This window comes from Microbacterium galbum (assembly GCF_032464915.1).
Classification (GTDB): domain Bacteria; phylum Actinomycetota; class Actinomycetes; order Actinomycetales; family Microbacteriaceae; genus Microbacterium; species Microbacterium galbum.
The window spans coordinates 80,310-95,067 of record NZ_JAWDIS010000003.1 but is presented as its reverse complement, the minus strand read 5'-3'; the positions used below and the strand labels follow the sequence as shown (position 1 = coordinate 95,067).

Sequence of the window (14,758 nt, the reverse complement as noted above, 5' to 3'; positions counted from 1 at the left end):
GCCTCAGCCCGCGACGAAGCGCTCGACCTGCGCGACGGCGGCGTCGATCACCGCGGCGAAGAGGCGCTCGCCCTTCTCCGCGGTGGCCGGACGAGGGTCTCCGAAGACCGCGCTCGCGCCGATCTCGTGCAGACGCACGGGCCGTAGTCCGAAGTCGACCGGGAACGCGGGATACTCCGGCTCCGCGCGCTCCATCCGCACGAGCTCGGGAGCGGATGCCAGCACCATCGAGGTCTCGATCTCTTCGGCGTGGTTCATCCCCGGCGCGGCGGGGGCGCTCTCGCGCACCGCGTCGGCGGCGTCGGCGAGACCGGGGTGGTCGAGCACGAGGACCCGCAGGCCCTCGGCGGCGAGGTCGCGCGCGGCAGCCGCGAGCGGGAGGCGGTTGCCGAAGTCGCCGTTGACGATGACCACGCGATCGAGGCCGGACGCCGCCGCGCCGCGGACGATGTCGAGAGCGAGGGCCCGCACGGTCTCGGGCGACAGCGAGATGGTGCCCGGGTACCCCGACGTCGCCCACGTCTCGCCATAGGCGATCGCCGGCAGAAGGGCCCCGTCGCAGCGCTCCGCGACCGCCCGCGCGATGCGCTCGGCGACGATCGTGTCGGTGCTCAGGGGCAGATGCGGGCCGTGGGCCTCGAGGGCCCCCACGGCCAGCACGGCCAGGCGCCCGCCCGCCGCGACGTGTTCACGCACATCGGCGGACGAGGCACCGGCCAGTTCGAGCATCAGGCGTTGGCATCCTGGCGCTTGGCGCGCGAGGCGGCGCGGCCGCGCTCGGTCGCGTCGAGCACGACCTTGCGGATGCGCACCTTCTCGGGCGTGACCTCGACGCATTCGTCGTCGCGGGCGAACTCGAGCGACTCCTCCAGCGTGAGCACGCGCGGGGGCGTCATCGACTCGAAGGAGTCCGAGGTCGACGAACGCATGTTCGTGAGCTTCTTCTCCTTGGTGATGTTGACGTCCATGTCGTCGGCGCGCGAGTTCTCGCCGATGACCATGCCCTCGTAGACCTCTTCGGTCGGCTGCACGAAGAAGCTCATGCGCTCCTGCAGGGCGATCATGGCGAACGGGGTGACGACGCCCATGCGGTCGGCGACGATCGAGCCGTTCTGGCGGGTCGTGATCGATCCCGCCCAGTCGTCGTAGCCGTGCGAGATGGCGTTGGCGATACCGGTACCGCGCGTGATCGTGAGGAACTCGCTGCGGAAGCCGATGAGACCACGCGAGGGCACGACGAACTCCATGCGCACCCAGCCGGTGCCGTGGTTGGTCATGTTGTCCATGCGGCCCTTGCGCGCGGCCATGAGCTGCGTGATCGCGCCGAGGTGCTCCTCGGGGGCATCGATGGTGAGGTGCTCGTACGGCTCCTTGAGCTTGCCGTCCTCGCCGCGCTTGGTGACCACCTGGGGCTTGCCGACGGTGAGCTCGAAGCCCTCGCGGCGCATGTTCTCGACGAGGATCGCGAGAGCCAGCTCACCGCGGCCCTGGACCTCCCAGGCGTCCGGGCGTCCGATGTCGACGACCTTGAGCGAGACGTTGCCGATGAGCTCGCGGTCGAGGCGGTCCTTCACCATGCGGGCGGTGAGCTTGTGCCCCTTGACCTTGCCCATGAGGGGCGAGGTGTTGGTCCCGATGGTCATCGAGATGGCCGGGTCGTCGACCGTGATGGCCTTGAGCGGGCGCACGTCCTCGGGGTCGGCGATGGTCTCGCCGATCGTGATGTCGGGGAAACCGGCGATCGCGACGATGTCGCCGGGGCCGGCGTCTTCGGCGGGGAAACGCTCGAGGGCGCGGGTCTTGAGCAGCTCGGTGATGCGGGCGTTGCTGGTGGTGCCGTCGGCGCGCACCCAGGCGACGGTCTGGCCCTTCTTGAGCGTGCCGTTGAAGACGCGCAGCAGCGCGAGGCGGCCGAGGAAGGGGCTCGAGTCGAGGTTGGTGACCCAGGCCTGCAGCGGCGCCTCGTCGTCGAACGACGGAGCGGGCACGTGCTCGAGGATCGCGCCGAACAGGGGCTCGAGGTCGTCGTTGTCGGGCAGCGCGCCGTTGTCGGGACGCGTGAGGGATGCCGCGCCGGCACGGCCGGAGGCGTAGACCACCGGCACGTCGAGCAGCGCGTCGACGTCGAGGTCGGGCACGTCGTCGACCAGGTCGGAGGCGAGGCCCAGCAGCAGGTCGTGCGCCTCTTCTTCGACCTCGGCGATGCGCGCGTCGGGGCGGTCGGTCTTGTTGACCAGGAGGATGACGGGGAGCTTGGCCTCGAGGGCCTTGCGCAGCACGAAGCGGGTCTGCGGCAGCGGACCCTCGGACGCGTCGACGAGCAGCACGACACCGTCGACCATCGACAGACCGCGCTCGACCTCGCCGCCGAAGTCGGCGTGGCCGGGGGTGTCGATCACGTTGATCGTGACGGGGACCTCGGTGTGGACACCGTTGTACTCGATCGCCGTGTTCTTGGCGAGGATCGTGATGCCCTTCTCGCGCTCGAGGTCGTTGGAGTCCATCGCGCGCTCTTCGACGTGCGCGTGGTCGCCGAACGAGCCGGTCTGGCGGAGCATGGCGTCGACGAGGGTCGTCTTGCCGTGGTCGACGTGCGCGACGATCGCGACGTTACGGAGGTCAGGACGAAGGGCGTGCGCCATGGAGGGTCTCCAGGAAAGTGAGGGGTGGCGCCCGGAATCGGGCCCTCACAGTCTACCGGGCGCCCGCAACACTCCCGGCAGCGCACGTTCAGGAAGCGCGCACGCACGCGAAAGGGGCGGGATCCCGTGGGATCCCGCCCCCGCATCGCCGAGTCGGACTCAGCTGTTCTGGAAGCCGACGATCGTCCAGTCGACGGTCTCGAACTGGGTGGCGCCCCAGTTCACGAGGCCCTGCTTGACGGCCCAGACGTTGGGCAGCGGCGCGATCGGGATGATCGGCACCGACTCCCACAGGACCTTGTCGATCTCCTGCGCGGTCTCGAGGCGCGCGGCCGGGTCGAGCTCGTTGTTCGCCTGCTCCCACAGGGGGCCGAGACGGTCATCGGCGATGCCGGTGAAGTTCTGCTCCGAGTCCACCGGAGTGAACAGCGAGCGCGTAGACGAGATCGGGTAGGCCGTGCCGACCCACGAGAAGGTCACCATCTCGAAGTCGCCCGGGATGATGTAGTCGCTGAAGTAGCCGCCCACGGGCACCGAGTTCAGCTCCACGGGGATGCCGAATTCGCTCAGGTCGGCCTGGATCTGCTCGGCGCGCTGGATGTTCGTCGCGGTGTCGGCCGGAACCGTGACCGAGAACGTCAGCGGCGTGCCGTCCTTGACCCAGGAGTCGCCGTCCTTGGTGTAGCCGGCGTCTTCGAGGTACTTCGCGCCCGCGTCGGTGTCGTAGGGCAGCGCCTCGTCGGTGTAGCCCTCCTGACCGGGCATGAAGATGTAGCTGCCCTGGGTGATGGCAGGGACACCCACGGGCGCGTTCGCCGTGTTGGCGATCTGCTCGCGGTTGACGATGGATGCCACGGCCTTGCGGACGTTGACGTCGGCGAGCGGGCCATCGGAGGCGCGCATGGTGATGTGCGTCCAGGTCAGGCCGTTCGAGGCCTCGATCTGGGCACCCTGCACGTTCTGCGCGGTCTGGTAGAGGTCGGCGTTGGCCGAGATCTCGACGGCGTCGATCTCACCGTTGCTGAACGAGGAGCCCTGCTGGTCCTGGCTCACCGCGCGGTAGACGATCGTCTCGAGCTTGGGCGTCTCGCCCCACCAGTTCGGGTTGCGCTCGAGCGTCGCGATCCCGGCGGTCGCGTCGATCGAGCTCACCTTGAAGGGGCCCGACGACGGCACGGCCTGCGAGGTGTAGCCGGTGTTGAAGGTCGTCGGGTCGGCGGTGACGCTGGCCTTGAGCACGGGGCTCAGCAGCGACTGCCAGTCGGCGAACACCGACGAGAAGGTGATCTTGAGGTCGAACTCGTCCGTGCCCTGCTCGACCGAGGAGACCTGGTCCCATCCGGTGGTCGAGGTGACGATGTACTCGGGGTTCGAGCCGTTGTTGGCCTTCCACATGCCCTGGTAATCGGCGACGGTGATGGGCGTGCCGTCCTCCCAGACGGCATCCGGGTTGAGCTTGACCTCGACGACCTGGGGGTCTTCGCTGACGAGCTCGGCGGAGGAGGCGTAGTTCTCGTCGACGACGGGCTCGCCCGATTCGTCGATCTTGATCGGACCGCCGCTCATCGTCGTGTAGATGTCGTTGGTGTCGCGCTCGTTGCCGTCGATCTGGTAGATGTTCCAGTTCACCGGCAGAGACGACACGGCGAGCGTCAGCGAGCCGCCGTCCTGCACGTCGGCCGCGTCGGCGCGCACCCACGCGGTCGAGGGCAGTGAGTTCTGGTCGTCGGGGTTCGCCGACGGGGCCGCGGTGTTGCCCGGCGCACAGCCGGCGACGGCCAGGGCGGCGGCGCTCAGCAGCGCGAGTGCGCCGAGAGCCTTCGCTTTGCGGATCATGTGATCAGTCCTCTCGTTGGTGATCGGGGAGGGTCTGCGACGACATGGTGCCGTCGGCCGCAGACGTTCGGGGGGACGCGGCCGATGCCGTCTCGAGGACGAGGTCGGAGCGCTCGGCGTAGTGGCACGCCACCTCGGAGTGCGCCGAGGGGCGCAGACCGGGGTCGTCGGAGTCGCACCGACGCCGGTCGGCGTCGGGCAGCAGGCGATACAACGGGCACCGCGTGCGGAAGCGGCATCCCGAGATCTCCTGCGTGGGGCTCGGCAGATCGCCGTCCAGCAGGATGCGGGTGCGTGAGCGCTCGATCCGCGGATCCGGGATGGGCGCCGCCGAGATGAGGGCCTTGGTGTACGGATGCCGCGGGTCGTCGAACACCGCGTCGACCGGGCCCTGCTCGACGATGCGCCCGAGGTACATGACCGCGACGTCGTCGGCGATCTGACGCACGACCGCGAGGTCGTGGGCGACGAACAGGAAGGACAGGCCGAGGCGCTCCTTGAGGTCTTCGAGCAGGTTGATCACGCCCGCCTGGATCGACACGTCGAGCGCCGAGACGGGCTCGTCGAGCACGACGACGGCGGGGTCGGTCGCGAGCGCACGGGCGATGCCGATGCGCTGACGCTGGCCGCCCGAGAACTCGTGCGGGTAGCGGTCCGACATCGCCGGGTCCAGGCCCACCAGCTCCAGCAGCTCCGTCATCTTGCGATCGCGTTCCGCGCGCGCAACGCCCTGCACCAGCAGGGGCTCGGTGATGACCTCGCCCACCGGCAGGCGCGGGTCGATCGCACCCATCGGGTCTTGGAAGACGATCTGTATGCCTTTGCGCAGCTGCGCCTTGTCTTTGCGGCTCACGGTCGCGACGTCGGTGCCGTTGATGCGGATGCTGCCGCTCTGCGGGGCGACCATCTCCATGATCTCGAGGATGGTCGTGGTCTTCCCGCACCCGGACTCCCCCACCAGCCCCATCGTGCGACCGGGCTGGATCGAGAACGAGACGCCGTCGACCGCGCGCACCGTGCCGACGCGCCGCGGGAAGACGGCGCCCTTCATCAGCGGGAAGTGCTTGGTGAGGTCGGTGACCTCGACCGCCGGCGTGACATCGGGCCGCAGCGGCGGGATCTCGCCCAGCGGCTCGGGGCGGGGGAAGATGTCGGGCCGCGCAAGGGCGCCGGAGGCGATCTCGCCGGCGCGGATGCACGCCGAGACGTGGTCGGGGTCGGCGCCGTGCACGACGAGCTCGGGCTCGACCTCGCGGCACGCATCGATCGCGATCGGGCAGCGCGCGGCGAACGGACAGCCCTTCGGCAGGCTCGCCAGGGACGGCGGTCGCCCCTCGAGCGGAACGAGCCGGTGCGACCCCGCGGTCTGCATGTTGGGGACGGAGCGCAGCAGGCCCACCGTGTACGGCATGTGCGGGTCGTGGAAGATCTCGTCGACCGAACCGCGCTCGACGAGCGTGCCCGCGTACATCACCGCGACGCGATCGGCGTGACCGGCGACGACGCCGAGGTCGTGCGTGATGAGGACGACCGCCGCCCCGGTCACCTCGCGCGCCTTCTGCAGCACGTCGAGGATCTGCGCCTGGATCGTCACGTCGAGCGCCGTGGTCGGCTCGTCGGCGATGATCACGCGCGGGTCGTTCGCGATCGCCATGGCGATCATCGCGCGCTGGCGCATGCCGCCCGAGAACTCGTGCGGGTACGCGCGGGCCCGGCGCTCGGCATCCGGGATGCCGACGAGCTTGAGCAGCTCCACCGACCGGGCGTGCGCGGCCTGGGCCGACAGCGCGCGGTCGTGCAGCCGCAGGCCCTCGGAGATCTGGTCGCCCACGGTGTACACCGGGGTCAGTGCGGACAGCGGGTCCTGGAAGACCATGGCCAACTCGGCGCCGCGGATCTTCGACAGCTGGGCGTCGTTCATCGACAGCAGCGAACGCCCGTCGTAGAGGATGTCGCCCTCGACGCGCGCGTTCGACGGCAGCAATCCCATCACCGCGAGCGAGGAGACGCTCTTCCCGGAGCCGGACTCGCCGACGATCCCGAGGAACTCCCCCTCGTGCACGTCGTACGAGATCCCGCGCACGGCGCGGACGTCGCCGCCCTCGCGCTGCGGGAAGGTGACGCTGAGGTCGCGGACCGACAGCAGAGGGGTGCGTCCGGTGGAGGACAGCAGCGTGGCGGAACGGGTGTCAGTCACGGTTCGCTCCCGAGGTGGGGTCGATGGCGTCGCGCAGGGCGTCGCCGATGAGGCTGATGGCCAGGAGCAGCACGATCAGCACGCCGGCGGGGTACACGAACAGCCAGGGGCGGGTCACGGCCGCCGACGTGCCGGCGGCGAGCAGTGTGCCGAGCGAGACGTCGGGCGCCTGGACGCCGAAGCCGAAGTAGCTGAGCGAGGTCTCGGCCATGATGGCCGCGACGATGCCGAGGGTCGCGTCGATGATGAGCAACGACGCGATGTTGGGGATGATGTGGCGACCGAGGATCTTGCGCGTCGGCATGCCCATGTAGCGAGCCGCGCGCACGAAGTCGCGGTTGCGCAGCGAACGCGTCTGGTTGCGCACCACCTGGGCGAGGATCATCCAGCTGAACACCGCGAGGAAGAACGTCAGCGCCAGCCAGGACAGGCCGCGCGTCAGCGGGCTGAGCAGCACGAGGATGAAGAACGAGGGGATGACGAGCAGCAGGTGGATGAGCCACCCGATGACCGCGTCGATCTTCCCGCCGAGGTATCCGGCGACCGAGCCCACGGCGGCGGCGATCAGCGTCGCGCCGATGCCGGCGAGGGCGCCGATGATGAGCGACTTCTGCAAGCCGACGAGGGTCTGGGCGTAGATGTCCTGACCGATGCCGTTCGTGCCGAACCAGTGCAGCTGGGTGGGCCCCAGGCCGACGTTGAGGAAGTCGCGCTCCGTGGCGTCGTAGGGGTAGACCAGGGGGCCGATGAAGGCCCACAGCACGATGAACACGAGGATGCTCGCGCCGACCCAGAAGCGGGGCATCTTGCGCAGCCGGGCCCGCACGAGCGCTCCGCGGGAGATCGCCTTGCGTTCGCGGGTCACGGGGCTGGTGGCGACGAGCGTGCCGTCCACAGCCTCTTCCTGCATCGTCATGTCAGCTCCTCACTCTCGGGTCGAGTGCGGCGTAGAGCACTTCGGACAGGGTCGACGACAGCAGCACGAGCACCGCGACGAAGAGGGTCGAACCGGCCACCGCGTTGATGTCCTGCTGGGTCACGGCGTTGAGCTGGAACTGCCCCATGCCGCGCCACGAGAACACGATCTCGAGCATGGTCGAGCCCGCGATCAGGGTGCCGAAGCTGTAGGCGAAGAACGTCGACATCGGGATCAGCGCGATGCGCACGCCGTGGCGGAAGAGCGCCTGCGTGCGCGGCAGTCCCTTCGCGCGCGCGGTGCGGATGTAGTCGGCGCCGAGGACGTCGAGCATCATGCTGCGCTGATAGCGCGAATAGGACGCGGCACTGATGAGCACGAGCGCGATCGTGGGCAGCAGCAGATGAACGGCGCGATCGGCGACGACCGGCCAGAAGCCCTCGATGCCGGCGGTGTACTCGCCCGTGAAGCGGATGACCTGCGTTCCGAGGGCGTTGTTGAACCCGGTCGCGGCGATCATGAGCAGCACGCCGATCACGAAGGTGGGCGTCGCGAACACGAGGTACGAGGCGTACGTCGTCACCTGGTCGCTCGCGCGGTACTGCCGCACGGCTCCCCACACGCCCACGAGCACGCCGACGACGGCGCCGATGAGCGAACCGATGAGCAGCAGACGCAGGCTCGTGCCGGCGCGGGCGGAGATCTCGGCCATGACGTCCTGGCCGCCGATGGTGGAGCCGAGGGAGAACTTCGTGAACAGGTTCACGAGCCAGTTCCACAGTCGCACGAGGATCGGCACGTCGGGGTTGGCCCCGAGCGCGTTCAGACTCGCGATGATCGAGTCCTCCGGCGGCCGCGGGTTCATGCCGTAGAAGCGATCCTGGGGTCGCAGCAGCGCGGACCCGAGCACGTACGCGAGGCAGGTCGCCAGCAGGCTCAGAACCGCGTAGTTCAGGAACCGGCGCAGGACGTACAACGTCATGAGGCGCGCAGGCCTGTCCGGAACATGTCGATGATCTGCATGGTGGTCCTCTCGCCTTCGAGATCCCCGCCGATTCTTTCGCCTGGCTAAGGATCTTCAGAGACCCTACGTCGGCACCTCGCGGAATGTGTGCCGGGGGAACACACTTTTCACGACCGTAACAAAGCCCTTACATGGCGCTTTGTCACGAGCGGTTGATGCTGGCGCAGCACTGCGCTCAGCGGACACCGCCGGAAATGAACAAAGCGATAATAACCCAGAGGATCAGAACCACCAGGGAAATCAGCGAAGGAATGTCCCAGAAACGACGAACGACGCCGCCGGCGGTCGCATTCGTGCGGGCGGACTCCCACGCGTCCTGGATGATCTGAAGATCACGGATGGCGGGGGGCTCGCGCCGCCCCCGCTCGTCGTCACGGCGAAGCGCGGGGCGCCCCGGTCGTCCGGCCACCGGGCCCCCGAAGGCCTTCACCACCCGCGGTTCGTCGGTGCGCACCTCGAGCTGCCACCGCATGTCGATGTCGCTCACGCGCGCCCACGCGATCTCGGTGACGCGCAGAGGATTGTGGATGCGGATGCCGCGGGCGTCGATGCGCACGTGCGGGGCGAACAGCAGGGCGTACACGCCCCACAGCGCCAGCAGCACCCAGGGCGCGAGGAGCAGCATCTCGCCGACGCCGGCGCGGAGCGCGGCATCCCCGAGGAGGACGACCGCGAGCACCGCGCCGAGCACGAGCCCGAAGAGGGAGGACGGGGCGCGGAACACCCGTGGGTGCTCCGCGCCCCGGAAGCGCTCGTCGCGCGTCACGCGCCGCCCAGCTGGAGGGAGGCGCCGGGGATGGCGTCGAGGAGACGCCGCGTGTACTCCTGCGACGGCTGCGCGAAGATCTCGTCCACGGTGCCCTGCTCGACGAGCTTGCCCCGCTCCATGACGCACACCAGGTCGGCGGCGACACGGACGACGGCGAGGTCGTGCGTGATGAACAGGTACGTGAGACCGAGCTCGGACTGCAGCTCCGCGAGCAACTGGAGGATCTGCGCCTGCACGAGCACGTCGAGCGCCGAGACGGCCTCGTCGAGCACGAGGATGTCGGGCTTGAGCGCAAGCGCGCGCGCGATGGCGACACGCTGACGCTGACCACCGGACAGCTCGTTCGGGTAACGCGACGCCAGCTCCTGCGGCAGGGCGACCTGCTCGAGCAGCTCCTCCACCCGCTCGCGACGCGAGGTGGTGTCACCCACCTTGTGGATGTTGAGCGGCTCGGCGATGAGGTTGCCGATGCTGCGCAGCGGGTCGAGCGAGCCGTAGGGGTCCTGGAACACGGGCTGCATGCGGCGACGCAGGGCGAAGGTGTCCTTCGCGCTGAGCCTGCCGGTGTTCACGCCGTCGACCTCGATCGACCCCGAGGTGGGCTCCTCGAGCTTGAGCACCATCTTGGCGATGGTCGACTTGCCCGAGCCCGACTCCCCCACGAGCGCCAGCGTCTTGCCGCGCGGGATCTCGAACGAGACCCCGTCGACTGCGCGGAACTGCTCGCTGCGGAACCCGCCCTGGCGGATCTTGTACTCCTTGACCAGGTCGGTCACCTTCACGGTCGCCGGAGCGTCGAGGTCGGCCTCGCGGAGGATGCCACGGTCCTCCGCCTTCGCCTGGATGCGCTGCGACGCGATGCTCGGCGCCGCGGCGACCAGCCGCTGGGTGTACGGGTGCTGCGGGTTCTCGAGGATCTCGCGGCTCGGACCCGACTCGACGATCTCGCCCTGGTTCATCACGACGATGGTGTCGGCGCGCTCGGCGGCCAGACCCAGGTCGTGCGTGATGAGCAGCACCGAAGTGCCGCGCTCCCGCGTGAGGGATGCCATGTGGTCGAGGATCACGCGCTGCACCGTGACGTCGAGGGCCGAGGTCGGCTCGTCGGCGATCAGGAGCTTCGGATCGGCGGCGAGGCCGATGCCGATGAGCGCACGCTGACGCATACCGCCCGAGAACTGGTGCGGGTACTGGTGCAACCGGCGTTCGGCATCGGCGAGACCGGCCTGCTTGAGCACCTCGATGGCGCGCTTCTCGACCTCTTTCCGGCCGGTGGCGATCCCGTTCGCGCGGATCGCCTCCTTGACCTGGAAGCCGATGCTCCACACCGGGTTGAGGTTGGACATCGGGTCCTGGGGGACGTATCCGATGTCCTTGCCGCGGACGGACTCGAACTGCGACGAGGTCAGGCCCGTCAGCTCGCGTCCGTCGAGCGTGATGCTGCCGCCGGTGACGTGACCGGTGCCGGGGAGCAGCCCGATCACCGCGGAGGCGGTGGTGGACTTGCCCGAACCCGACTCGCCCACGATGGCCACCGTCTGGCCGGGGTAGACGTCGAGGCTCACGCCGTGCAGGACCTGGCGGGAACCGCCCTGACCTTCGAAGGCGACCTTGAGGTCGCGCACGGACAGCAGCGGCGTCATGGTGGCGTCGCTCATCGGCGGGCCCTCGCTCTCGGGTCGATGGCGTCTCGGATGAGCTCGCCCAGCATGATGAACGCCAGCACCGTCACGGTCAGCGCCAGCGACGGCCAGATCAGCGCGGCCGGCGCGACGCGCAGCGACTGCTGGGCCTGGCTGATGTCGTTACCCCACGACATGGTGTCGCCGCCGAGGCCGACACCGAGGAACGACAGGGTCGCCTCGGCCACGATCGCCGCCGCGAGGCTGATGGTCGTGACGACCAGCAGAGGGGCGATGGCGTTGGGGATGACGTGGGTGAGCAGCGTCTTGAAGCGCGACTGCCCGAGGGCCTGGGATGCGGCGACGTAGTCCGCCTGACGCACACGCAGCACCTCGGCGCGCACGACGCGTGCCGTGGAGGCCCACGCGAACCCGCCGATCGCGAACGCCAGGGTGAAGACGTTGCGGTACTGCGAGAACACGCTCATGACGACGATCGCCGCGAGGATGTAGGGGATCGAGAAGAAGATGTCGCCGACGCGCGAGATCACCGCGTCGAGCCATCCACCGTAGAAGCCCGACAGCGCGCCCATGATGAGGCCGATGATCGTGCCGATCGCCGTGGCGAGCAGACCCACCGACAGCGAGGTGCGCGCACCCCACACGATGCGGGAGAACGTGTCGCAGCCCTGGAAGGTGAAGCCGAGGATGTGACCCGCGGTCGGGCCGCCGTTGCTGTTGGACAGCTGGCAGTCGTTGTTCGGCGGCACCTGGGTGAACAGCGTCGGGAACGCCGCCATCAGGATCACGACGGCCATGACGGCCAGGGCGATCCAGAAGGTGGGCCGACGGCGCAGGTCGCGCCACGCGTCGAGCCAGAGGTTGCTCTTGCGGGCGGCGACGCGCACGGCGTCGACCGAGATGGTCTCGGTCTTGATGGGGGCGACGAAGTGCGGCGCCGGGGAACGATTACTTGACATAGCGGATCCTCGGGTCAAGGAGACCGTACAGAAGGTCGACGACGAGGTTGACCAGCACGTAGATGATGACGAAGACGGTCACGAAGGACACGACCGTGGGGCCCTCGCCGCGGATGGTCGCCTGGTAGAGCGTGTTGCCGACGCCGGGGATGTTGAAGATTCCCTCGGTCACGGTCGCGCCCACCAGCAGCACACCGAAGTTGGTCGCGGAGTTGGTGATCACCGGGATGAGCGAGTTGCGCAGCACGTGCACGGGGATCACACGACGACGCGAGAGACCCTTGCTGTAGGCGGTGCGCACCCAGTCCTGGTTGAGCGTGTCGATGACCGACCCGCGCATCAGGCGCATGCTCGTCGCGAAGAGGCTCAGGCCCAGGACGATCGCCGGGAGGATGAGATCCCCCCACCCGTTCTGGGCACCGACCGTCGGGCGGAACCACCCGAGTTGGACGGCGAGGAAGTACTGCGCGAGGAAGCAGGCCACGAAGATCGGCAGGGCGACGAACAGGAGCGCCACGATGAGGGCGACGTTGTCGAACAGCTTGCCCTTGCGGATGGCCGAGATGGTGCCGACGACGATGGCGAGCACGAACTCGATCGCGAGGGCCATCACGGCCAGTCGAGCCGTCACCGGCAGGGTGCGGGCGAGGACCTCGTTCACGGACTGGCCGGAGAAGGTCGTCCCGAGGTCGCCCTGGAAGATGCCGCCGAGGTACAGGAAGTACTGGACGATGAAGGGCTGGTCGAGGTGGTACTGCGCGCGCAGGGCTTCGACGACCTGCGGGGCGGGGGTCTTGTCGCCGAAGAGCCCGAGGATCGGGTCTCCCGGCATGGCGAAGACCATGAAGTAGATCAGCAGCGTGGCCCCGAAGAACACGGGGAGCACCTGCAGCAGACGTCTGAGGATGTAGCCGAGCATCCGCTCTCTTTTCGAACGTGGGAAACGCCTCATCGGACGTCACGTGGGGGGCCGGGCTCAGAAGAGCCCGTGCTGTTTTATCACACGTCGTGATGAGGCCTGGCTGGCAGACCGCGAGGCGGTGACGAATCCGTCACCGCCTCGCGGCCAGAGATCGGAAGGGTTACTTCGTGATCTCGTAGTACAGCGGAACCGAGTTCCACCCGAACTTGACGTTGTTCACGCCGTCGGCGAATCCGCCGGTGACGTTGGAGTACCAGAGCGGGATGGCGGGCAGGTCCTGGAGCAGGATCTCCTGCGCCTTCTGGAAGTCGGCGTTCTGTGCGTCGACCTCGGTCTCGGCGATACCGGTCGAGAGCAGGCTGTCGAACTCGGGGTTCGAGTAGTCACCGTCGTTCGACGAGGCGTCGGTCGCGTAGAGCGGTCCGAGGAAGTTGTACAGACCGGGGTAGTCGGCCTGCCAACCGGTGCGGAAGGCGGTCTGGATGCTGCGGTCGGTGATGGCCGAACGGGCTTCCTTGAACGTCGGGTAGGGAGCGCCCGACGCGTCGATGCCGAGGGTGTTCTTGATCGAGTTGGTCACCGCGTCGACCCAGGTCTGGTGACCACCGTCGGCGTTGTACGCGATCTGGAAGGTACCGGTCCAGGGCGAGATGGCGTCGGCCTGGGCCCACAGCTCCTTCGCCTTGGCCTCGTCGTACTGCAGCACGTCGGCGCCGGTGAGCGAGTCCGACCAGCCGTCGATGACCGGCGAGGTGAAGTCGCTGGCCGGGGTACGGGTGCCCTGGAAGATCGTCTTCGTGATCTCGTCGCGGTTGATGGCCATCGACAGCGCCTGACGACGCAGCTTGCCCTCTTCGCCGCCGAAGTGCGCGAGGCGCTCCGGGATGGTGAACGACTGGAACACCGCGGCCGGCTGGTTGACCGCGCGGTCGCCCAGGTCGGACTCGAAGGTCGCCTGCGATGCCGGCGGGATCGCGTCGATCACGTCGACGTTGCCGCCGAGGAGGTCGGCGTAAGCGGCATCCTGGGATGCGTAGAAGACGACCGTCAGGCCGCCGTTGGCGACCGTGCGACCACCCTGGTAGTCGTCGTTCTTGACGAGGTCGATCTGCACGTTGTGCTGCCATGCGCCGTCGCTGGCGAGCTTGTACGGACCGTTGCCGATCGGGTTCTCACCGAAGGCGGCCATGTCGTCGAACGCGCTGTCGGGCAGCGGGAAGAACGCCGAGTAGCCCAGGCGCAGCGCGAAGTCGGCGGCGGGCTTGGACAGGGCGATCGTGAAGGTGTAGTCGTCGACCTTCTGCAGACCGGTCAGCTCCGAGTCGGCGTCGTAGCTGAAGCCGACGATGTCCTCGAAGAAGTAGCTGTTCAGCTGGTTGTTCGACAGCTGAGCGCCCCAGTTCCAGGCCTTGATGAAGTTGTCGGCCTTGACCTCGGTGCCGTCCGTGAACTTCTGGCCCTTCTTCAAGGTCACCGTGAGGTTCTGCGCGTCGTTGGTGACGATGGACTCGGCCATGTCGTTCACCGGGGCGCCGTCGGCGTCGTAGTAGACCAGACCCGCGAAGATCGAGTCGAGGATCTTGCCGCCGCCGACCTCGTTGGTGTTGGTCGGGATCAGCGGGTTCTGCGGCTCCGAACCGTTGGTCCGGATGATGGCCGAGGCGTCGCCGCCCGAGGCCGAGCCGCTGCCGCCGTTGTCTCCGCCCGAGCAGCCGGCGAGCATGAGCCCGACAGCTCCCAGCAGGGCGAGACTGGAGAGGGCAATCTTGTTGCGCTTCACAGTTCCTCCAGGGAAGGGATGATCATCGCCCGGGCAGAGTTTTCACGCAGCACAAGATGCGGGGAAATCC

At 68.4% G+C, this 14,758-nt stretch carries 11 protein-coding genes; all 11 read right to left on the bottom strand.

The annotated features are described in order from the left end of the window. Positions 1-3: 3 nt before the first annotated feature. The gene (locus RWH45_RS13190) at positions 4-729 is read right to left on the bottom strand and encodes a creatininase family protein (RefSeq protein ID WP_315995358.1); all 726 of its coding nucleotides are present in this window, start codon (positions 727-729) and stop codon (positions 4-6) included. Beyond that, positions 729-2,642: a translational GTPase TypA gene (gene typA, locus RWH45_RS13185; protein ID WP_315995357.1), complete on the bottom strand. Its 1,914-nt coding sequence runs from the start codon at positions 2,640-2,642 to the stop codon at positions 729-731. Before typA ends, RWH45_RS13190 begins: the two co-directional genes overlap by 1 nt. A 159-nt stretch (positions 2,643-2,801) precedes the next feature. Next, complete coding sequence (locus RWH45_RS13180) at positions 2,802-4,478, bottom strand: ABC transporter family substrate-binding protein (protein ID WP_315995356.1); 1,677 nt, start codon at positions 4,476-4,478, stop codon at positions 2,802-2,804. A 4-nt stretch (positions 4,479-4,482) separates the two neighbouring features. Beyond that, complete coding sequence (locus RWH45_RS13175; protein WP_315995355.1) at positions 4,483-6,675, bottom strand: dipeptide ABC transporter ATP-binding protein; 2,193 nt, start codon at positions 6,673-6,675, stop codon at positions 4,483-4,485. Further along, positions 6,668-7,591 (bottom strand): ABC transporter permease, encoded by a 924-nt coding sequence (locus tag RWH45_RS13170; RefSeq protein WP_315995354.1) that lies wholly within the window; start codon positions 7,589-7,591, stop codon positions 6,668-6,670. Before RWH45_RS13170 ends, RWH45_RS13175 begins: the two co-directional genes overlap by 8 nt. Position 7,592: 1 nt before the next feature. Further along, positions 7,593-8,573 (bottom strand): ABC transporter permease, encoded by a 981-nt coding sequence (locus RWH45_RS13165; RefSeq protein ID WP_315995353.1) that lies wholly within the window; start codon positions 8,571-8,573, stop codon positions 7,593-7,595. A gap of 217 nt (positions 8,574-8,790) precedes the next feature. Continuing rightward, the gene (locus tag RWH45_RS13160) at positions 8,791-9,339 is read right to left on the bottom strand and encodes a PH domain-containing protein (protein ID WP_315995352.1); all 549 of its coding nucleotides are present in this window, start codon (positions 9,337-9,339) and stop codon (positions 8,791-8,793) included. Positions 9,340-9,377: 38 nt separating this feature from the next. Further along, positions 9,378-11,042, bottom strand: a complete 1,665-nt coding sequence (locus RWH45_RS13155) for an ABC transporter ATP-binding protein (RefSeq protein WP_315995351.1) — start codon at positions 11,040-11,042, stop codon at positions 9,378-9,380. Further along, positions 11,039-11,986: an ABC transporter permease gene (locus tag RWH45_RS13150; RefSeq protein ID WP_315995350.1), complete on the bottom strand. Its 948-nt coding sequence runs from the start codon at positions 11,984-11,986 to the stop codon at positions 11,039-11,041. The genes RWH45_RS13155 and RWH45_RS13150 overlap by 4 nt, the downstream gene beginning before the upstream one ends. Then, positions 11,976-12,905 (bottom strand): ABC transporter permease, encoded by a 930-nt coding sequence (locus RWH45_RS13145; RefSeq protein ID WP_315995349.1) that lies wholly within the window; start codon positions 12,903-12,905, stop codon positions 11,976-11,978. The genes RWH45_RS13150 and RWH45_RS13145 overlap by 11 nt, the downstream gene beginning before the upstream one ends. 163 nt (positions 12,906-13,068) lie before the next feature. Then, positions 13,069-14,688 (bottom strand): peptide ABC transporter substrate-binding protein, encoded by a 1,620-nt coding sequence (locus RWH45_RS13140; protein ID WP_315995348.1) that lies wholly within the window; start codon positions 14,686-14,688, stop codon positions 13,069-13,071. Positions 14,689-14,758: the final 70 nt, after the last annotated feature.